The organism is Microbacterium natoriense (genome assembly GCF_030816295.1).
In the GTDB taxonomy this organism is placed as follows: Bacteria; Actinomycetota; Actinomycetes; order Actinomycetales; family Microbacteriaceae; genus Microbacterium; species Microbacterium natoriense_A.
This window is the reverse complement of the sequence record NZ_JAUSXV010000001.1, coordinates 795,857-815,571: the sequence shown is the minus strand read 5'-3', so window position 1 is coordinate 815,571 and position 19,715 is coordinate 795,857. Positions and strand designations below refer to the sequence as shown.

The window sequence follows — 19,715 nt, the reverse complement described above, 5'->3', positions numbered from 1 at the left end:
GTACGCGTCATCCTCGCTGATCTCGCTCAAGACGCCTGGTACTTCTGGCGCGTCGAGAATGGTGCCCTGCTGAACGATCTGCGCAAGGAGATGGTGCGAGAGCGCGCCTGAACTCGCGACGTACGTCGGCCAATCGCCCGGCCGCGCGCAAGAGCTCGCGGCCATGCGCACAACGGAACGCTCCCGGGTTCTCTGTGAGGTCCATCGGCGCGGCCGACCTCGTGCGCGTGGACGCGATTCGCGGCCCTATTCTTCAGCTCGGATGGCGCTACCGGGGCTCCGGGACGCGCAATCCGTAAACTTGAAACGTGTCCAGATGCACAGCAACCCAGGCCTCGTCGCTCAGGTCGAACCCCATCGTTCGCGCGAGCGTACGTTCTGCAGGCCACGTGCCCACAAGGACGATAAGTCCGTGTTTCTCCCGCAGCTCGACCTTGGCTTCCCTCGCGCGCTTCATCGGGTCTCGAAGACCTGCTCCTACAATCCCGATAGACCCACGGGGAATAACAATCTCTGGAAGGGCCGCAAACAAGGCGATGAGCCTCTTCCGCAAGCCGTCGTTACCGAATACGACATCTAAGGATGCGCGATCCAAGAGCCTCAACGGCTCTGGGGGCAAGGGCGTCGGCGGCACCACAACCTGCGAGTAGCGGCGCACTGCGTCAGCACGCGGTGAGCGCTTTAGGTCGCGATTCCCCTTCTTGCCGGTCAGCCAGGCACGGTGTACACGCATCAGCCTGGCCTCGAAGAGGTGCGCTTTAGCGTCAATCCGGATCATGAGAGTGACCTCGCACTGCCCCTCGCGCGGGATCATCCAAGTGTCGCGAATCGTCCCTTTGATCTCTACGGCGATGCCCATGATCGTGGTGTCGAGAGGAGGCTCCTTCTTCAGTCCGAGCTCTTCTATTACGTGATACTGAAGCTTCGTACCGACCGAGGACCGTTCATCAGAATCGACGGCGGGGTCCGTGAGGTCAAACCGCCAAGTTCTTGCCCCATCGAGGACATACTTGACCGCGTCGTCAACAGCGGTTCGCAGGAGATCGGTGATCTGCTGAGCTTTGAGCCAAGCAAGGACGGTCTGGAGTTCTGAGTCCAGAATCGGATCAAGAATCTCGTGGGCTGGAGGGACCCCCGCCTTACGAGCATCCGGCTGACACACCTCTCCCGGAACGGGAATGGGCTCGTGGCGCCCCGTCATGCCGAATCAGCTCACTCTGTTCTTAAACCGGGAAACGAGTTCGTGACGCCAGTGGTCTTCCTGGCCAGTGAAACCCTTGAACTGACCAAGCCTGTACAGCGTAACCCCGCCATCCTCGAGCATGTGAAGCTCGAAGTCCCGACGGATAGCGGCAAGCCGCTGTTCTACTGCCGAGGCGCTGCCTTCCGTATACGCCTGGACTAGCTCGTCCAAACTCAACGGCTTGTCGCTGCGCGCGAGAGCGCGATACACGGGGTCGTGAAGGTCCATAGCGCCTGGGAGTTCAGATCGGACACTGCTCTGATGCTTGAGAGCATCTCGGATTCTTTCTCCGACTACTCTCGCGACTGGAGGCGGGAAAGCATTCCCAATCTGACGGTATTGAGAGGTCTTCCGCCCAGAGAACTCGTAAGCATCCTCCGCTTGCCAGCCCTGAATTCGGGCGGCCATCTCGATCGTGAGGCGCGGCGGCACAGTCCTGAAGGATGGAGAGGTCCGATTCGGCGCCGAGTCGGCGATGCCGCGTCCATCGATGTGCAGCTTCGCCCATCCCGCTTTGGCACGAGTCGGACCGAGGTCAGCGCCACCATGCTTCTTGCTTCCCCCCACGAGCGTGGGGCCGATGTCGGCCGCCATTTCACTCCAAGCGTCGGCATACTCCCAGCCGTCTGCAGCCATCAGATCGTGTAGGGCCTCGCCGACCGTCACCCTCGGACCAGACTTCGGTTCAGGCCAATGGAAGTAGCGCATCTCGTCAGCAGGCATGGCGACCAGCACGAACCGGGGGCGAAGCTGCGGGACCCCGAAGTCAGCTGCGTGAAGCAACTTCCACTCCCCTACATAACCAAGTTCGTCCAGGCGGTCGAGGATGCGCTGACGATAGGCCGCGAACCGGGGCGCCGACAGCCCGCGGACGTTCTCCAGCATCACCGCACCGGGACGGATGACAGCTACCTGTTCGATCGCCCACGCGAATAGGTCACGTTCGTCAGAGGTTCCGAGTTGCTTGCCGGCCGCTGAGAACGGCGGGCACGGCACGCCGCCCGCAAAAAGGTCGACGCCCTCATAGAGCCTCGGGTCCCATACGGCCGCGTCGGCCACGTCGCCAACAGCAACGTCTACCTCTAGGTTTGACCGAAGCGTATCGGCCGCCGTCTCGTCGATCTCGATCGCTATCGAGTGCTTGAAGCCCGCCTTATGAAGGCCGAGCGACTGCCCGCCAGCGCCGGCGCATGCCTCTACGAGGCTGAGAATCTGGTCTCCGGAACTTGGGGTCTTAGGCACTTTGTTATCGTACGTCGGCGCACGGACATCAGGATGATGCATTACCGGCTCTGCCCGCTTCGCACCGCGACACCGCTGCCCCAATGCGAAACGCCGCGACTTGCGGATCCTCATGCTCCCAGATTCTGATTACGGTCCAACCTTCAGTCTCAAGCATCCGTGTGTTGCGCGCGTCGCGTTCGACGTTGCGTTGGAGTTTGGGGGCCCAGTAGGACGTGTTGACTCGCGGAGGGGCTCCGTGAACTGGACAGCAGTGCCAGAAGCACCCGTCGACGAAAACGGCTATGCGCCGACGAGTGAACACGATGTCGGGACGAACTCGGCCGGCCGCCAGATCGATGCGAAGATCGCACCGGTACCGGAATCCTTCCGCATGCAGTAGCGATCGGATAGCCCGTTCGGGCTTCGTGTCTCGCCGTCGATTTGCCTGCATGTTGCGACGGCGACCCGGCGTCGGAGCGACAAGACCCGTTGCAGACGCCGACGGTTCAACCCCTCCATGCATAGCGCCAACGTAGTACCGTCACCTTCATGCTGTCTGAGCAGACCGTCGCCGCCCTCCGCGCCTTCGTCGCCGCCCGCGACTGGGGCCAGCTCCAAACCCCGGAGAACCTGGCGAAGAGCATCGCGATCGAAGCGTCCGAACTCCTCGAGTGCTATCAGTGGGGACCTGACGCCGACCCGCAGGACGTCAGAGATGAGCTCGCCGACGTCGTTACGTACTGCATCCATCTCGCGAACCGGCTCGGCGTCGACCTCGACGAGATCGTCATGAGCAAGCTGGCGAAGACGGAGCAGAAGTATCCGGTCGAGCTGAACCAGGGCCGCATCCACAAGCGGGCCGAGCAGTGAGCATCCGCCACTTCCGATTCCAGGAGAAGGCGATAGATCGTGGCGACGAGCACCTCGCGAACTGGCCCGTCGTCTACATGATCGATGGCGACCGACGGCCGAAGAAGGTGTACGTCGGCGAGACCACCAGCGCGCAGAAGCGCATCCGTCAGCATCTCAGGAATCCGCAGAAGCGCGCACTCGACAGCATCCGCGTGGTCGTCGACGACACGTACAACAAGTCGGTCTGCCTGGATCTCGAGGCGCATCTGATCCGCTGGTTCCATGGGGACGGGCAATACGAGATCCTGAACGGCAACGACGGACTCACCAATGCGCAGTACTACGACCGCGACGCCTATCGCGAGTCGTTCCGCGACATCTTTGAGGAGCTGCGGTCGGCCGGGCTCTTCACCCGCAGCATCCCGCAGATCGAGAACACCGACCTCTTCAAGCTGTCACCGTTCAAAGCCCTGACCGAAGACCAGGCCATCGCAGTCGAGGACATCGTCGAGGGCCTGCTCACCGAGCTGCGAGACGACTCGAAGCGGTCCACGCTCGTCGTGCAGGGTCACCCAGGCACCGGCAAGACGATCATCGCGATCTATCTCATGAAGCTGCTCGCCGACATCCGTGCACACGGGGAGCACGACGAGGTCGAGCCCGACTCGATGTTCGCGGAGTTCTTCGTCCCCGAGAACCGCGAGCTGCTGAAAGACCTGCGCATGGCGCTCGTCATCCCCCAGCAATCGCTGCGCGAGTCGGTCAAGAAGGTCTTCCGCAAGACACCGCGGCTGGAGCCGTCGATGGTGCTGTCGCCGTTCCGAGTGGGCGAGTCGGAAGACGTGTTCGACCTCGTGCTCGTTGACGAGACTCACCGGCTCGGGCAGCGCGCGAACCAGGCGTCCGGCGTGCAAAACGGCAAGTTCATCACGATCAACGAGAAGCTGTTCGGCGCAGACTACCCGGCCCTCACCCAGCTCGATTGGATCGTCGCTCGCCGGCACCGCCTGCTGCTCGTGGACGGCGAGCAGAGCGTGCGTCCGCATGACCTCTCACCGGCCGTCCTCATGTCCGCGATCGATGCCGCGAAGAACGAGCATCGTCACTACCCGCTCACCACGCAGATGCGCGTGAAGGCGGGCGCCGGCTACGTCGAGTTCATCCGGGCGCTACTTCGCGGCGAGCCCGTCGAGCTCCCCGATCTCGGCGACTACGACCTGCGCCTCTTCGCCGACCTCGGCCAGATGCGGGCCGCGATCCGGCAGAGGGATGCCGAGGCCGGCCTGTCACGACTCGTCGCCGGCTATGCGTGGGAGTGGGTTTCGCGCAAGAACCCGGATGCCTACGACATCGAGATCGATCGCGAGCGGATGCAGTGGAACAAGGCGCAGAAGGACTGGATCAACTCCCGGGGGTCCGTCGACGAGATCGGCTCCATCCACACGGTGCAGGGGTACGACCTCAACTACGCCGACGTGATCATCGGTCCCGACCTCCGCGTCGACCCGGCATCCGGTGCCATCATCGCCGACCGCGAGAACTACCGCGACACGAAGGGTAAGGAGAATACCGGGCACCTGAAGGGCGCGTTCTCGGATGCCGAGCTCCTCACCTTCATCCGCAACATCTACGGCGTCTTGCTCACCCGCGGGATGCTTGGGACGTATGTGTACGTGTGCGATCCGGGGCTGCGGGAGCGGCTGCGGCAAATCATTTGGAAGAGTCAGCGTTGATTAGGAACTGAATATCACTTGCGTCTGTCGCCTGCACGTCCGCTATCTGCCCGTCAGCCAGGCTAGCAACAGTGGCCGCCTGCTTGTCCTTGTCGATGACCGCTACCGTTCGAGCGGAGGGGGATATCTCGCATTCCCATGCCCACCAACTTCCTGGAGTTCGGTCAGCCGGCGGCGAGATGGTCTGGTAGTGAGCCGCACCATTCAACTCGAGCAGAGTGAGTTCATCCGCACGCGCGACCCCTCGGAATGCAAACCGGGCGGGAAAGCGGCGCAGCTCGAGCAAGATGGGTGCATTCTCGGAGCGACGGGTCCACCGCCCCGACACAGTCTCGAGTAGGTGGTTCGCGATGTCCCGAACACTCTCCGCGAACGCAACGTCGCCATTATGCGCCGTCACGTGCTCCCATGCGTCTCCTGAATCAAGGGTCCAGGTAGGCAGACCGTCGAGGGCCTGGAAACGCAGGGCCCAAGTCCCGGCATACTGGGTTGCTGCTTCCGATATCGATTCGCGATCTGTGAGCGGTCTGGTCGATGACATTTGCATGACGCCTGAAGTGCGAGCCAGCCGGAGGTAGACGAATGCTCGTTCCACGGACCGCGCCCATCTCGGCCGTTGAAGCGCCTCGACCACAAGAATGGCCTTTAGAAGAATCGGGTTGGCTCCCACACGGAGACTCTCAGCGAAAAGCCAGTCGAGAGCTTCAATCCCGACATCGCGTGATGCTCGTTCCACGAAATAGGCGGCACCGTACGATGGGGAACTGTTCTTTCGAGGCCGCAGCACGAATACTGCGAATCCGCCGATACCTGCAACTAAGAGACCCGACCAAAGGGCCGCGAGCAATTCGCCAGGAGACGGCACCAGCACGGCCCAGGTTCGCGTGGTCAACCGGGCCGCGACCACGACGCCGCCCAGGAGCACGAGCATGGCCAAATGGAACAGGGCATAGTTGGCCTCGCCCCACTTTCGGACTAGCCCTTCGACCACTACCCGACCGTGCGTCGCGGCAACGCTGCACGTCCACATCACCCCCGCCGAGATCCAGGCGTTTCCTCCGAGGCGTTCCACAGTCACGAAACAGGTGGCAGCGAACAGGTAAGTTGGCACACACCTATACGCGAAGAAGCGAAGCGAAGTCTGCTGGGCCGAGAGCCCGAAGGTCTGGGTCATCCCGATGTACCGCTCCGGCCATCGCCATTCGACTGCTCGATAGGTGCCGTAGAGCATGGCAGAGGCTAGTGCCGCGATCCAGACTGAATCCCAAATCTCTACGAGACTCACGAGCCCTCCATGGGTCAATCATTGAAAGTATTGATATATCTCTACCGCAACGCTCGCGATTGTCTGGCATTGACCGCGACTCTCACCAGGGAGAAGCGCTGACCTCGAAACGCTGGGACTGCCGCGTCGGCCAATATCCAACTATCTCAGCCTGTGTTGATGTCTAGCGCGCGGCGATTCCCCGCAGCACCAGCTCGCTGAGAGCGTCCGAATTCTCCCGCCCCAACGGCACCCCGAGCAGCGCCAAATACGACCCCAGCGCAATCAGCTGGTCCGCCACAACCGCCGCATCGACGTCCGCTCGCACTTCACCGGCCGAAACTCCGAGAGCGAGCCTCTCCGCCGTCCACTCGCGGATCGGCGCCGCGAGTCGCTCGTTCAGCCGCGCGCCGAGTTCCGGATCGGTCGCCGTCACCGCGATGAGGGCGCGGGCGAGCGCGATCGTCTCCGCATCCTGCCCTTGCACCGCGAACATCGCTTTCAAATCCGCCGCCAGGTCATCGGTCATCGGCAGCTCCACCTCGGGAAGCTCCCCCTCCAGCAGCGCCTCCCCCAGGATCGCCGCCTTCGACGGCCACCACCGGTAGATCGTCTGCTTCGACACTCCGGCGGCCTCGGCGAGCCCCTCGATCGTCACGGCCTCGTAACCCGACGAAGACAGAGCCCCCCGCATCGCCTCCAGCACGGCCTGCCGGGCGGATTCACTTCGAGGTCTGGGCACGCTCACAGGCTACTCAGGAGTACGATCAGAAATAAGTAGACGCACCGTTGCGAAACTCGAATCAGGGAGAACGAGCATGACCCTAACCGCACACTCCACCATCGGCGACTGGCTGAACGACGAGGTCGGCGGACCGCTCGTCCGCCGACTCTTCGAGCAGACCGGTGCCGACCCCGAACTCCTCACCCCCGTGCTCGGCCTCCCCCTGCAGCAGCTCGTCGCGATGAGCCAGGGCGCACTGCCGCAGTCGGTCGTCGACGACCTCGTCCGCGCGGCCAACGGCGGCGTCATCCCGGAAGACACCGACACTGCGGGCTGGACCGAGAGGCCCACCACCGGACGCTTCGCCGGCAAGACCGTGATCGTCACGGGCGCTGCATCCGGAATCGGCAGGGCCACGGCATCCCGCATCGCTCGCGAAGGCGGACGGGTGATCGCCGCCGACATCTCCGCCGAGAAGCTCGATGCGCTGAAGGCCGAGTTCCCCGACGTCGTCACCGTCGCCGGCGACCTCACCCAGCAGAGCGCGATCGACGCGGTCATCGCCGCCGCGGGAGACCGCATCGATGCCCTCGCGAACGTCGCCGGAATCAACGACGACTTCTCGCCCGCCGGCGAGACGACGGATGCCGTCTGGGACCGCGTCATCGCGATCAATCTCACCGCTCCGTTCAAGCTCATGCGCGCGGTGCTGCCGATCATGGAGGCGGCGGGCAGCGGCTCGATCCTCAACGTCTCGAGCGAGGCCGGCCTGCGTGGAAACTCCTCGGGCAACGCCTACACGGCCAGCAAGCACGGCATCATCGGAGTCACGAAGTCGGCGGCGTTCATGTACGGACCGAAGGGCATCCGCGTGAACTCGGTTGCCCCCGGCGGCGTCGCCACCGGCATCCCGATGCCGCCGAACATGTCGGAGTACGGCTCCGCTCGCCTCGCGCCGTTCCAGCAGGCGATCCCCACCGTCGCAACCGCCGAGCACCTGGCCGCGTCCATCACCTTCCTGCTCTCCGACGACGCGGTGAACATCAACGGGGTCGTGCTGGCGTCCGACGGGGGATGGTCGGTGCAGTAAACACCTCACGCTCGGTTCGGTCACGCGTCTGGCGGGATGCCGCCTGCGCAGGTCGCCACTGCCGTGACCGCCCCACAGGTCGGTCACACTTCAGGCGGATTGGTGGATGCCGAGGCCACCACAAGCGTGACCACGGCCGCGCCGCGGCGGCGGCTGCTACGCCCGCGCCCTCACGAACGTCGTGATCGCAACACTCACCGCCGCCACGACGGCGAACACCCCAGCCGCCACCGGTCCGCCGACTCCCCACAGCGCGAGCGCTCCGGCGCCGAAGGCGATCACCTTGACCACCACGATCCCGAACACCGGCAGCGCGACGCGCGCCCGCGGAGAGGCGAACGTCCCCCACAGCACGGCGAGTCCGCCGACGAGCACGAACGCGATCAGAATCCGCGCCCACCACGGAACGTCGAGCAGCAGCGCCCACCACGCGACGAACACGAGCATCGCGAGCTCGAGCACGAACGCCACGAGGGCATTGAGCATGACGAGCTCACGGAGCGGCGAGGAGTAGCCCTCCCACTCCGCATGGACGCGCTTCGGGTCGGCGGGTTCAGAGGGTTCGGCCACAGCTCCATGATGGCGCACGACCGGTTCCAGGCCGAGAGCTGCCGCAGCGGATGTCGGCACGTAATCAGTGCGGCACTCCAGCTCGAGCACTCTCGTCCGCTACCGCCGGACTCGCGTGAGCCTCCGCACGCGACCTCTGCACCAGCATCCGCACCACGGTACCCACGACGCCGATCACGGCGGCAGCGATCACCGGCATCCACACCTCCGCGAGCACCATCGGGAACAGCTGCACCGAGGCGGCGAGCATCTCGGGGAAGTCGCCGAGCATCACCCGGCTGCCGAGCGAGTACATGATCGCGGTGAACAGCGCCGGCATGATCCACAGGGCCAGCAGCGACACCGCCCACACCACGAGCCGCCAGAACGGACGCACCCCGCACCAGATCAGCGCCGCACCCACGACGACGCCGGGCAGCCAGCGCACGAACTCGGGCAGGAACGCGGGCGGGAACACCTCGCCGGTGAACGCGACAATCAACGTCGAGGCCCACGTGGCGAATGGCGCGGCGGCCAGCGCGACGCCGAACGCGGCGACGCCGACCGAGCGACGCGAGGTCATCAAGAACCCGAGCTGCGCGCAGAGCGCCGAGGCGACAGCTCCGCCGAGAAGCCCGACGAGGTACACGGTCGAATCGCTCCCGTCGCGCAGCCCCGCGCCCACGACCGCGAAACTCTGCACGATCGCGATCACGTGCAACAGCATCACACCGAGCGCCGCTGGCCAGGCGGCGAGCGCACGACGACTCCCGACGATATGCACAGCGAGCCCGGCGAACACCCCGCCCAGCAGCAGAAGCGCGAAGATCTGCGTCGCGTAGTACTGGCTCACCGGCAGCAGCGCGAGCGGCATCTCGTCGGGCATCGTGGCCGTAGCCCACAGATTCTGCAACGGCAGCCGCAGGCCGGTCAGCAACCACGGCAGCAGCCCCAGAAACCCGCCGGCGACGCCGATCGCGAACGAGAGCATGCGCGAGCGGGCCGGCGCTGCGGTGATGTCGGTCATGCGGGCCAGGCTCTCACATCACAGAGCGCTCCCCGGCATCCGACGCCCACGCCGCGACCCGACCCCAGCCACCCCATCCCGGCAGACCGCCGACAGGGCCGCTGCGCAACCGCAGCGGCCCTGGACTCTCAGCGCTTCGAGGCGCTCACTCGCCTCCGGACGACGGCGCCGACCGTAACGGCAGCGCCGCTGAGAAGAAGAGCGAACGCGATCAGCGCCAGGCTGCGGCCATCGCCACCACCCGTGAGCGCGAGCTCGAACGGCGTCGCAGGAGGAGTCGGCGTGACGGTCGGAGCCGGCGTCTTCTCGTTGACGATCTGCCCGAAGCTCACGACCTGATGCTCGGCGTCGATCGTCGCGGTGAAGGTCTCGTCGGTGCGCTCGTACCCCTGCGGCGCCTTGGTCTCGGTCAGGGTGTACGTCCCGGCCGGAAGCCCACTGACGCTCAGGATGCCGTCGGCCTCAGCCTCGTCGCCCTGCCCGCCGTCGACCACGGTGATGTCGCCGAGCGGACCAGACAGGAGCCACTCCGAGCCCGCGAGCGCTGCACCTGCGTGATCGACCTTCTCCCACGACAGACTGCCGTCGACCGGCATCGCGTTCGCCTCGTTCGTGAGGGTGAGGCTCACCCCCGCCGACGTCGCCGGCGTGACCTCGTACCGGCCGTCTCCGGTCTCGACGACGCCTTCTCCCTCGATGACCCAGTCGCCCCAGGTGACCCCGTCGATCACAGGGAGGTCGACTTCCTCGATGATGAACGTCGAGCCGAGCGGCACACGATCGCTGCGCACCGCCTGCCCCACGGGAACCGACAGCGTCTTCGATGGCTCGTCCGAGCCCTTGACCGAGTAGCGCACCGTGAACGTCGCGCCGCGGGCCTCATCAGCTGCAGCGCCCGTGAGCACCTTGGTGATCTCGAACCGGGTGTACTGGTCGCCCGTTCCACTGCCCCCGCCTGACTGGGCGATGACGACGTTCGCCGAGGTCTCAGAGGTGTTGACGATCGCCTTGTTGCCGAACACGTCACCGGGAAGAACCATGTCATCCGCCTGCGTGAAGTAGAGCAGGCGATAGGAGAGCCCGGATTCCGGCAGTCCGGATGCGGTGAACTCGAAGGAGCGACCGTCAGGCGCGAACACGACCTGATACTGGGTTGCCGCGACCTCCGACCAGTCGCCGACGAGGACGCCGTCGACCACGGGCCGCTGCAGCAGCCGGATCTCGCCGGTGTAGTGGTGGTTCTCCAGCCCCTGATCGAGCGAGTCCTTCACAACGAAACCGCCGTCGAGCACCGCACTGCTCGGAATCCCGACCACCCACTCGAGCCGCCCGTCGACCGCCGTCGGGCCACCGTACTTGTACGGCTGTTCCGCCTCGGTCAGGTCCTCGGGAGTGATCCCGCCGCCGCCCGGGAGCTCCACGATCTCGACCCTGCCGCCCAGGTCGAACTCGACCGTGGTGCTCGTGGTCGATCGCGAGGCGGTCACCTCGAGCCAGAACGACCCTCCGGGATTCTCCATGCCTTCGACGGCCTGCGTCAGCGTGCAGACGAGTTCCGGACCACTGCCGTCGGCGACCTGGCACTGAGCGAGCACGACGCCCGTCGCGGGATCGGTGATGTCGAACGCTCCGCCGCCGGTGCGGCTGAACTCCTCCGGCAAAGACATACCGAAGGTGTCTCCGGCCTTCGATCCGGTGGGCACCGACCAGTCGCCCGTGATGCGGACCTTCTCCCACTGCGCGACCGGCCCGGTGCCGTCGGTCTTCTCGATCGCGAGGTTCGAGATCGCATCGGAATGCGTCACGGTCGGCGCGGCCGCGGCGATCTGCGCGGTGCCGAGCATGGCCGCGGCGACCAGGGTCAGCCCGGTCACCGCCGACAGGAGGCCGCGCCCCCAGCGCGGCCCCCGGCCTCGTGTCGTCGTGCGAGCACGCTGAACGTGCGCTCCCCGAATCGTCATTGCATCTCCCCAGCTTGTTCGGCTCGGCCATGCCGAGCTTTCTCCCAGTACTTGATGAGACGGCGCGAGCGGCTTCTCGTTACGCAGAAGGAGGAGACTGCCAGCTTCCTTTCAGAGAGCGGATGCCGCACGCGCGCCGCGAAACGATCGCCTCAGGGCTCTTCCCCGCATCGCCGTGGGCGCGTAGCCTCACCTCAAGAGGTGCAACGATGCCCGATCCTGACAACGTCTTCTCCGGGTCGATCCCCGAGAACTACGACCGCTACATGGTGCCGCTCATCTTCGAGCCCTACGCGGCCGACCTCGCCCACCGAGCATCCGCTCTCTCGCCGAAGCGAGTGCTCGAGACCGCCGCCGGAACCGGCGTGGTCCCGCGCTTCCTGCTCCCTCAGCTGCCCGCCGACACCGTCTACATCGCCACAGACCTCAGCCGCCCGATGCTCGACTTCGCGGCATCCGTCCTTCCCGATCCGCGCGTGCGTTGGCAGTCCGCCGACGCGCTGGACCTGCCGTTCGACGACGGTGGCTTCGACGTCGTCCTGTGCCAGTTCGGCGCCATGTTCTTCCCCGATCGGGTGCGCGCCTACCGTGAGACGCTGCGCGTGCTCGCTCCTGGCGGCGTGTTCCTCTTCAGCGTCTGGGACGATCTCGACACGAACGAGTTCGCGGCCGAGGTGACCGACGAGCTCGCCGAGATGTTCCCCGACGACCCGCCGCGGTTCATGGCCCGCGTCCCGCACGGCTACCACGACATCGCACAGATCGAGCGCGAGCTGAGGGATGCCGGCTTCACCCGCATCGGGTTCGACACCGTCACCGCGCAGAGCGTCGCGCCGTCGCCTCTGATCGCCGCGACCGCCTACTGCCAGGGAACCCCGGTACGGGCGGAGATCGAGGAACGGGACGCCGGTGCGTTGCAGGAGGCGACGGAGAGGGCCGCAGCCCGGATCGCCTCGCGGTACGGCGAGGGAGAGGTGCGCGGGAGGATCCAGGCGCACATCATCACCGCGTCGACCTAAGACCGAGCATCCTCTAGTGCCTTCCTCCGCGCGACCGCGGCCCGCACGAGCGACGCGTTGCCCGAGGCAGGCCGCCCATCAGGGAGCGTGAGGGTGTCTTCGAGCCCCACGCGTGAATCGAGGCCGCGTTCGACCGCCAGATCGAAAGCCGCCCAGGCAGAGCGGTCTTCGCCGTGCAGGAGGATCGGCAGCATCGGCTCCTCACGCGCGATGTGGGCGATCAGCCCCTCGGCGTGGCCGCGCATGGTCTCGACGGCCTCATCGGGCAATTCGACCAGAACGCGCAGACAGTCGGCGCGCACGGGAGAACGCCGCCATGCCTCCAGACCAGGGCCGTCCCAGATGCCCGCTTCGACGCCGACACCGCGGTCGATCAGCGCAGCCGCGACCTCGTCGGCTCCGGCCTCATGCCAGTTGACCGACGCGTAGTCGGGGAGCACCGTCCATCCGGCGATCGCCGCGGTGCGGCGCTCGGAGTCGGGCTCGGCCCAGGCGCCGGTCGTCACGCCGACCGGCACTCCGGGGCACGCCGCACGAATCGCCCGCACCCACCGGGCGACGTCGGTGGCCGCGAGACTGTCACGCCCCGCGGCATCCTTCGGGTGGACGTGGATCTCCTGCGCTCCGGCCGCCACCGCACGCGCGGCGTCGTCGGCCGACAAGGCCTCGTCTGCGCTCAGCCACGGATGCTGCGATGCGTCTCGCGCGCCGTTGATGCATGCCTGGAGCAGCATCACGCGATCAGTTCACGCGCATGCCGTTCGTACGCGCTCGCATCGGCCGAAGGCCCTTCCTCGGTGCGCACCGAGTGCCCGACCTGGCGGGCGGCGGCGGCGCTGCGCCCCACGCTGACGGCATCTGCGCGGCTCTCGAAGCTCATGCCCAACGTGGTCGATTCCCCCTCGATGCGGTTGAACCAGATTCCGTTGCGGTGATACGTCTCGATGTCTCCAGCAGCCATGCGTGTTCCTTCCGTCCCCTTCTTCCTACGCGAGGCCACCGACACTCAGAACACCCTTGACACGCTCCGCGGGCATCCGCCACGCGCGAGGGGCTGCGCTGCGGCTTCCTCCGCCCTGCCCCGTCGAGACCCCCTCTTATTGTCGAGACCCCCGGTTATAGCTGGGGGTCTCGACAATAGGTGGGGGTCTCAGCGAGAACGGCCAGCGCGCGATCGCCGTCTACGCGAACGCGGCGAGCGCCAGCGTCGACAGCACGACCGTGAGCGGTGCGACGACCACTCCCAGCAGCATGTATCGACCCCATCTGATCTCGACGCCCATCGACGTGAGCCGCTGATGCCACAGCAGCGTCGCGAGCGACGCCCACGGCGTGATGAGCGGGCCGGCGTTGACGCCGATGAGCAGCGCCGCCAGCCGCAGCGGGCTCTCGGCCGACGGTTCGAGTGCCAGATACGCGGGGAGGTTGTCGATCGCGTTGGCGCCCACCATGCCGGTCACCGCCAGCCGCAGCAGCGCGAGCGGAGACTCTCCTTCTCCCGACACGGCGGCGAGCACGGTTCCGAGCCCCACCGCGTGCAGGGCCTCGATGAACAGGAACAGACCCGACGCGAGCACGATCAGCTGCCACGGCAGCAGTCCCACGCGCAGCACGCCCCGGCGCCGCACCAGGAACACGGCGCCGAGCACGAGCGCGGCGGCGACCGCCGGAATCCACACGGGCAGCCCCGACACGAGCAGGGGGACGAGGGCCGCGACGACACCTGCGCTCCAGCGGAACAGCACGGGATCGTCGACCGCCACGCCCTCGCCCGTACGGTATCGGGCGAGCAGGCTGCGGCGGTAGAGCACGAAGATCACCGCGAGCGGCACGACGATCGCGACGACGGCCGGCGCCGCCATGAGGGCCGCGAACTCGAACGGACTGGGTTGTCCCATCGCGTGCTGCGCGAGCAGATTGGTGAGGTTCGAGACGGGAAGCAGCAGCGAACCGGTGTTGGCGAGCCACACGGTCGTCAAGGCGAACGGCAGGGGATCGAGTCCCGAATGACGCGCGAGCACGACCACGACCGGGGTCAGCAGCACCGCGGTCGTGTCGAGCGAGAGGAAGATCGTGCTCACGGTGGCCAGCAGGGCGACCAGCAACCACAGCGTCCACGCACGACCGCGCCCCCAGCGAGCGGTGTGCTGCGCGATGACCGTGAACAGCCCGGCGGCCGCGGCGAGCTCGGTGACGACCGTGATCGCCAACACGAACAGCAGGATCGGCCACACGCGATCCCACAGTTCGACCAGGTCGGACAGCGGGAGGATGCCGGTCACGGCAGCGACCGCGCCGGCGACGAGCAGCACGGATCCGACGATCGCGGTGCGCATCCGATCTCCGTCTCGAGAGTGAGTCGCCGAGCCGGGGCGTGCTCGTCGACTGTGTGAGCATAGTCGCTGCCGCGAGGCGCCTGCCACGCCCGAGCGCCGGTGCTTCAAGGGTTCAGCACCTAGAGTGGCAATGACCGTCCGCGGATCACGGCCGGTCGGACAGGAGGGACCGACCATGACCGGGAAGAGAGTGACGCTCGCCGATGTCGCCCGCCTCGCGGGGCTCTCACCGACGGCGGTGTCTCTGATCCTCAACGGCCGACCGAACACCCGACTGTCGCAGGACGCCAGGGACCGGGCGTTCAGCGCAGCCCAGGCACTCGGTTATCGCCCGAATCTGTCGGCTCGAGCCCTTCGCGGAGACAAGACCCATACGATCGGCTTCATCTCCGACATGGTCACGACGACGCGTTTCGCCTCCGGACTCATCGAGGGCACGATCGCGGCCGCAGAAGAAGCCGGTCACGTGGTGCTCGTGATGGAGACCAACGGCGATCCCCGGCGACAGGCCGTCGCGGTCGAGGCGGTCCTCGACCGTCAAGCCGACGGCATCCTGTTCGCATCGATGCGCGCCCGCGAGGTCGACCTGCCCGAGGTTCCGGCCGGTACCGAAGTCGTGATGCTCAACGCGGCGAGTCCGATCCACCGCCGCTCGGTGCTGCCGGACGAGGAAGCCGGAGGGCGCGCCGCGGTCGATCTGCTCGTGCAGCACGGGCACAGGAACGGCATCGCACTCATCGGACAACGCGATCAGGTCAGTGCAGAGCTGCTCCGCTCGATCGCGGTGACCAGACGTATGGCGGGTATCACCGAAGCGATGCGTGCACACGACCTGAGCTTCATCGATGAGGAGTCCATCTCGATCTGGGTTCCCGACCGCGGGTACGCCGCAACCCGGGCGGTCCTCGAACGGGGGCGTCCGGTCACCGCTTTGCTGTGCCTGAACGACCGGATCGCGTTCGGCGCCTATCAGGCGCTGGCAGACGCAGGGCTCTCGGTTCCCGATGACATCTCCGTGATCTCCTTCGACGACGACGAACTGGCCTCCTACCTGCGACCCGGGCTCACCACGATCGGGCTCCCGCACGAGGACATGGGCGAAAAGGCAGTGCAGCTCCTGCTCAACCCGTCCGCCGACGAAGAGGTCCTCATACCGATGCCGACGATCGTGAGAAATTCCGTCGCGGCGCCCACGCGCTGACCCGGCTCTCGAAGCCCCCGCGTCATCGGCGTGGAGCCCGCACCGTCACGACCCGTCGTGAGCCGCACGCGCGTCCGCTGCTGACAGGCCGCCGAACGGCGAATCGAGGTCGCGTCTTGACGACGATCGCGATCTCCGGCATGATGCTAAATGGTTGTAGCACCCGAGATTACGGGAGGTGGGCCGTGAAGCCCTCCCACCTCCGAGCGCGCTCCCGAGCGTGCCGCTTTCCCTTGACCAGTACGACGAAGGAGTCATTCACATGCGATCACTGCACTCAGTTTCCGAGAGGTCACGCAGATGGTTGAGGGTCTCTGCCCTCAGCCTCGGAGCGGTCATTATGCTCACGAGCTGCTCAGGCACGGCCGATCCCTCCGCACGCGTCGACGCGGGCAGCGGCACCGGCACGATCACCGTCTGGGCACTCGATGGCCAGTCGGCGGAGAACGAAGCGATCCAGAAGATCATGGATGACTTCGAGAAGTCCAACGGGGACATCACCATCGACATGCAGTTCATCCCCGCTGATCAGTTCACGACGGCGCTGCAGACCGCCTCCGATGAGGAGCTTCCCGACGTGGTCGAGGTCGACGGGCCGCTGATCGCCAACTTCGCCTACCTCAACCGGATCGCGCCGATCGACGACTGGGTCTCGAAAGACACCATCGAGAATCAGACCGCCGCGATCAAGGGCCAGAACACGGTCGACGGCGACCTCTACGCGGTCGGCATGATGAACTCGGGGCTGGCGATGTGGGGCAACAAGAAGCTCCTGGATGCTGCGGGGGTGACCATGCCGTCGAGCGCCGCCGACGCGTGGACCGCTGAGGAGTTCAGCGACGTGCTCGACAAGCTCGCCGCTCTCGACCCGGACGGCCGCCCATTCGGACTCGCGGAGAACAACGGTTTCTCCACCGAGTACGGCATCTACGCATTCGCGCCGGTGCTCTGGTCGGCGGGCACACCCCTCATCGAAGACGGTCGCGCGTCGGGCGCACTCGATTCCGAGACCGCGGTCGAGGCGGTCGAGACGTGGGCGTCATGGCGGCAGTACACCGATCCCGACACTGACGGCGTCGCATTCCAGTCGGGCCGCGTGGCTCTGAACTGGATGGGCAACTGGCTGTACCCGGCCTACAAGGAGGCGCTCGGCGATGATCTCGTCGTCGGTCCGCTTCCCGACTTCGGGCAGGGCGCGAAGACGGGTTCCGGCACCATCGCTTGGAGCATGGGCGGCGCCACCAAGAACGCCACCGCGGCCGGCGCGCTACTCGACTACCTGATGAGCGACGAGGTCGTGAACGAGTACACGTCCGCCAACGGGGCACCGCCGGCGACGACGACGGCGCTCACCGCATCCGCCCTCTACGGCGACGGCAAGCCGCTGGCCTACCTCTCCGCGCAGCTGAACTCGGCCTGCCCGACCGAAGACACTCTGAAGGTCGACTGCGTCGCCGTCTCGAGGCCCATCACCGCCGGCTACCCCGTGGTGACCGCAGAGTTCGGCAAAGCGCTCAGCGCCGTCTGGGGAGGCGCCGACGCTGCGGAGTCCCTGAGCGCGGCGGCACGCGCCATCGACCGCGACTTCGTCGACAACGACGACTACAAGTAACCCGTCGGCACCGGTGCGCTGGGCGGAGGATGCTTCGCCCAGCGCACCCCATCTGAGGACAGACATGACGTTCCCCACCACCCGATCGCGCAGCGGCGGGTCCCGATCCCGTCCCCGCGGCGGCCGGCGATCGGCCAGCGCCGCCGGTCCCCTGATGGCCGCCCCCGGGCTGATCCTGCTCACCGCCTTCTTGGCGATCCCCTTCCTGGGGGCCGTCGTGATGTCGTTCTTCCGCATCCAGCTCGGAAACCCTCGGCCCCCTCGGTTCGTCGGGATCGAACAGTATGCACGGCTGTTCTTCGATCCGGACATCAGCGCCACCTTCCTCCGCTCACTCGGGAACAACTTCGCATTCGCGCTCGTCGTGGTTCCGCTGCAGACCGCGCTCGCCCTCGGCCTCGCGATCCTCATCAATCGCAAGCTCCGAGGCATGACGGTCTTCCGCACGCTGTTCTTCATGCCGCTGGTGTTCCCGCTCGCGCTCGTCGCCGTGATCTGGCGCCTCATCTTCGCTCGCGACGAGAACGGTCTGCTCAACGGCTTCCTCGGCGCCGTGAGCGGTGGCGCGATCGGACCGCACGACTGGCTCGGCGATCCGTCGACCGCGCTGGGCGCGATCATCGTGATGTCGATCTGGCAGAGCGTGAGCTTCCAGATGATCATCCTGCTGGGCGCGCTGCAGAGCGTTCCGCCCGAGCTCTACGAAGCGGCCTCGATCGACCGCGCGGGCCGGTGGAGCCAGTTCGTCCACGTGACCGTGCCCGGCGTGCGGAACACCCTGATCTTCGTCACGCTTCTCACGACGATCTTCGCGTTCCGGCTGTTCGACCAGGTGTATCTGCTCGACAAGAGCGCATCCATCAACATCGAGGCGACCCAGACCGTGATGTATCAGGTGATCACCACCGGATACGACCAGAACAACATCGGCCAGGGCGCTGCGATGGCCGTGGTCTTTCTCATCATCGTCGCCGTCATCGCACTGATCCAGAGGCGGCTCATCCGCCAGGAAGGCGGTGTCGAATGAGCATCGTCCGCAGTCGCTCGGGCAGCATCGCGACCCGCATCGTCGAGTACGCACTGCTGGCGTTCTTCGCCCTCGTGTTCTTCGCCCCGATCTACTACCTCGTCGTCGGCAGCTTCCGCCCCGGTGATCAGGTCCTGACGGGAGTGCGCGGGTTCTTCCCCACCGAGTTCTCGCTGGAGAACTACATCGACGTCTTCCGCCGGTTCTCCAACTCGACCACCGGATACCTGTGGCAGTTCATCGCCGTCTCGGTGGTGGTCACGGCACTCGTCCTGGTCGGCGGCCTCGTGGTCAACTCGCTCGCCGGGTACGCCCTCGCGAGGATGCGCTGGAGGGGCCGCTCCTTCGTGCTCCTGCTCGTCACGGTTCTGACCATCATCCCGTTCGAGGCCGTCGCCCTCCCGCTGTACTACATGCTCAGCGGAAGCCGGAACACGATCCTCATACAGGCCATCCCGTTCGTCGCGAGCGCGTTCTCGATCTTCCTCTTCTACACGTTCTTCCTCGGCATCCCGGGCGAGATCGAAGAGGCCGCTCGACTCGACGGCGCCGGCCCCTTCCGCACCTTCTTCACGATCGTGGTGCCGATGAGCAAGCCCGCGTTCGCAACGGTCGCGATCCTCACGTTCCTCGCCCAATGGGGTTCGTATCTGTGGCCGGTGCTCATGGTCACCGACACGTCGGTGCGGCCGCTCCCGCTCGAGCTGAGCGTGTTCCAGGCTGCACAACCTCCCGAATGGGGGAGCGTGCTGGCGTTCGGAGTGATCTTCATCCTCCCGGTGCTCATCGTCTTCCTGATCTTCCAGCGCTGGTTCGTCGCCAGCATCGCCAGTTCCGCAATCAAAGGCTGAGT

Annotated in this window: 19 protein-coding genes; 8 read left to right on the top strand and 11 right to left on the bottom strand. The window is 66.1% G+C overall.

Translation table 11 applies throughout. The features are described from left to right. Nucleotides 1–268: 268 nt before the first annotated feature. Genes QFZ53_RS03850 through QFZ53_RS03840 form a run of 3 tightly spaced genes read right to left on the bottom strand, consistent with a single transcriptional unit; the run spans nt 269 to nt 2,990 of the window. A complete protein-coding gene (locus QFZ53_RS03850) occupies nt 269–1,201 on the bottom strand; it encodes a NaeI family type II restriction endonuclease (RefSeq protein WP_307293693.1) in 933 nt (310 codons plus the stop codon). Nucleotides 1,202–1,207: 6 nt separating this feature from the next. Continuing rightward, entirely contained in the window at nt 1,208–2,485 is a 1,278-nt protein-coding gene (locus QFZ53_RS03845; RefSeq protein WP_307293689.1) for a DNA cytosine methyltransferase, read from the bottom strand. A gap of 28 nt (nt 2,486–2,513) precedes the next feature. After that, on the bottom strand, nt 2,514–2,990 hold the full coding sequence (locus tag QFZ53_RS03840; protein WP_307293687.1) for a very short patch repair endonuclease: 477 nt from the start codon (nt 2,988–2,990) through the stop codon (nt 2,514–2,516). Between the two features lie 26 nt (nt 2,991–3,016). Between QFZ53_RS03840 and QFZ53_RS03835 the strand changes: the two genes are divergently transcribed. Together QFZ53_RS03835 and QFZ53_RS03830 are read left to right on the top strand one after the other, a co-directional pair. Further along, nucleotides 3,017–3,337 carry a nucleotide pyrophosphohydrolase gene (locus tag QFZ53_RS03835; RefSeq protein ID WP_307293685.1) on the top strand — a complete coding sequence of 107 codons (321 nt, stop codon included), beginning with the start codon at nt 3,017–3,019 and terminating at the stop codon, nt 3,335–3,337. Further along, nucleotides 3,334–5,052: a DUF2075 domain-containing protein gene (locus tag QFZ53_RS03830; protein WP_307293681.1), complete on the top strand. Its 1,719-nt coding sequence runs from the start codon at nt 3,334–3,336 to the stop codon at nt 5,050–5,052. The genes QFZ53_RS03835 and QFZ53_RS03830 overlap by 4 nt, the downstream gene beginning before the upstream one ends. On the opposite strand, the gene QFZ53_RS03825 is transcribed toward QFZ53_RS03830, so the two are convergent. Continuing rightward, nucleotides 5,030–6,283, bottom strand: coding sequence for a hypothetical protein (locus QFZ53_RS03825; RefSeq protein WP_307293678.1), 1,254 nt, complete (start codon nt 6,281–6,283; stop codon nt 5,030–5,032). The two genes, QFZ53_RS03830 and QFZ53_RS03825, sit on opposite strands and share 23 nt — an antisense overlap. A gap of 217 nt (nt 6,284–6,500) precedes the next feature. Then, a complete protein-coding gene (locus tag QFZ53_RS03820; protein WP_307299349.1) occupies nt 6,501–7,010 on the bottom strand; it encodes a TetR/AcrR family transcriptional regulator in 510 nt (169 codons plus the stop codon). A 124-nt stretch (nt 7,011–7,134) separates the two neighbouring features. Here QFZ53_RS03820 and QFZ53_RS03815 point away from each other — a divergent pair, with 124 nt between their 5' ends. After that, on the top strand, nt 7,135–8,130 hold the full coding sequence (locus tag QFZ53_RS03815; RefSeq protein WP_307293675.1) for an SDR family NAD(P)-dependent oxidoreductase: 996 nt from the start codon (nt 7,135–7,137) through the stop codon (nt 8,128–8,130). Between the two features lie 156 nt (nt 8,131–8,286). On the opposite strand, the gene QFZ53_RS03810 is transcribed toward QFZ53_RS03815, so the two are convergent. The 3 genes from QFZ53_RS03810 to QFZ53_RS03800 all read right to left on the bottom strand — a co-directional run bounded on the left by QFZ53_RS03810 (nt 8,287) and on the right by QFZ53_RS03800 (nt 11,667). After that, complete coding sequence (locus tag QFZ53_RS03810) at nt 8,287–8,700, bottom strand: YrdB family protein (RefSeq protein WP_307293671.1); 414 nt, start codon at nt 8,698–8,700, stop codon at nt 8,287–8,289. Nucleotides 8,701–8,764: 64 nt separating this feature from the next. Next, nucleotides 8,765–9,706 carry a hypothetical protein gene (locus tag QFZ53_RS03805; RefSeq protein ID WP_307293669.1) on the bottom strand — a complete coding sequence of 314 codons (942 nt, stop codon included), beginning with the start codon at nt 9,704–9,706 and terminating at the stop codon, nt 8,765–8,767. 128 nt (nt 9,707–9,834) lie between these two features. Continuing rightward, the gene (locus QFZ53_RS03800; protein WP_307293667.1) at nt 9,835–11,667 is read right to left on the bottom strand and encodes a SpaA isopeptide-forming pilin-related protein; all 1,833 of its coding nucleotides are present in this window, start codon (nt 11,665–11,667) and stop codon (nt 9,835–9,837) included. Between the two features lie 209 nt (nt 11,668–11,876). Here QFZ53_RS03800 and QFZ53_RS03795 point away from each other — a divergent pair, with 209 nt between their 5' ends. Continuing rightward, nucleotides 11,877–12,686, top strand: a complete 810-nt coding sequence (locus tag QFZ53_RS03795) for a class I SAM-dependent methyltransferase (protein ID WP_307293664.1) — start codon at nt 11,877–11,879, stop codon at nt 12,684–12,686. Here QFZ53_RS03795 and QFZ53_RS03790 read toward each other — a convergent pair. From QFZ53_RS03790 to QFZ53_RS03780, 3 genes are all read right to left on the bottom strand, one after another. Next, the gene (locus QFZ53_RS03790) at nt 12,683–13,420 is read right to left on the bottom strand and encodes a 3-keto-5-aminohexanoate cleavage protein (RefSeq protein WP_307293660.1); all 738 of its coding nucleotides are present in this window, start codon (nt 13,418–13,420) and stop codon (nt 12,683–12,685) included. The two genes, QFZ53_RS03795 and QFZ53_RS03790, sit on opposite strands and share 4 nt — an antisense overlap. Next, a complete protein-coding gene (locus QFZ53_RS03785) occupies nt 13,420–13,647 on the bottom strand; it encodes a hypothetical protein (RefSeq protein WP_307293658.1) in 228 nt (75 codons plus the stop codon). The genes QFZ53_RS03790 and QFZ53_RS03785 overlap by 1 nt, the downstream gene beginning before the upstream one ends. Before the next feature lie 220 nt (nt 13,648–13,867). Continuing rightward, a complete protein-coding gene (locus QFZ53_RS03780) occupies nt 13,868–15,022 on the bottom strand; it encodes an SLC13 family permease (RefSeq protein WP_307293655.1) in 1,155 nt (384 codons plus the stop codon). Between the two features lie 175 nt (nt 15,023–15,197). Between QFZ53_RS03780 and QFZ53_RS03775 the strand changes: the two genes are divergently transcribed. The 4 genes from QFZ53_RS03775 (at nt 15,198) to QFZ53_RS03760 (ending at nt 19,713) form a co-directional block, all read left to right on the top strand. Beyond that, nucleotides 15,198–16,223, top strand: coding sequence for a LacI family DNA-binding transcriptional regulator (locus QFZ53_RS03775; RefSeq protein WP_292906950.1), 1,026 nt, complete (start codon nt 15,198–15,200; stop codon nt 16,221–16,223). A gap of 340 nt (nt 16,224–16,563) precedes the next feature. Continuing rightward, nucleotides 16,564–17,835 carry an ABC transporter substrate-binding protein gene (locus QFZ53_RS03770; protein ID WP_307293652.1) on the top strand — a complete coding sequence of 424 codons (1,272 nt, stop codon included), beginning with the start codon at nt 16,564–16,566 and terminating at the stop codon, nt 17,833–17,835. 64 nt (nt 17,836–17,899) lie between these two features. After that, nucleotides 17,900–18,862, top strand: a complete 963-nt coding sequence (locus tag QFZ53_RS03765) for a carbohydrate ABC transporter permease (protein WP_292906946.1) — start codon at nt 17,900–17,902, stop codon at nt 18,860–18,862. After that, nucleotides 18,859–19,713 carry a carbohydrate ABC transporter permease gene (locus QFZ53_RS03760; protein WP_307293650.1) on the top strand — a complete coding sequence of 285 codons (855 nt, stop codon included), beginning with the start codon at nt 18,859–18,861 and terminating at the stop codon, nt 19,711–19,713. Before QFZ53_RS03765 ends, QFZ53_RS03760 begins: the two co-directional genes overlap by 4 nt. Nucleotides 19,714–19,715: the final 2 nt, after the last annotated feature.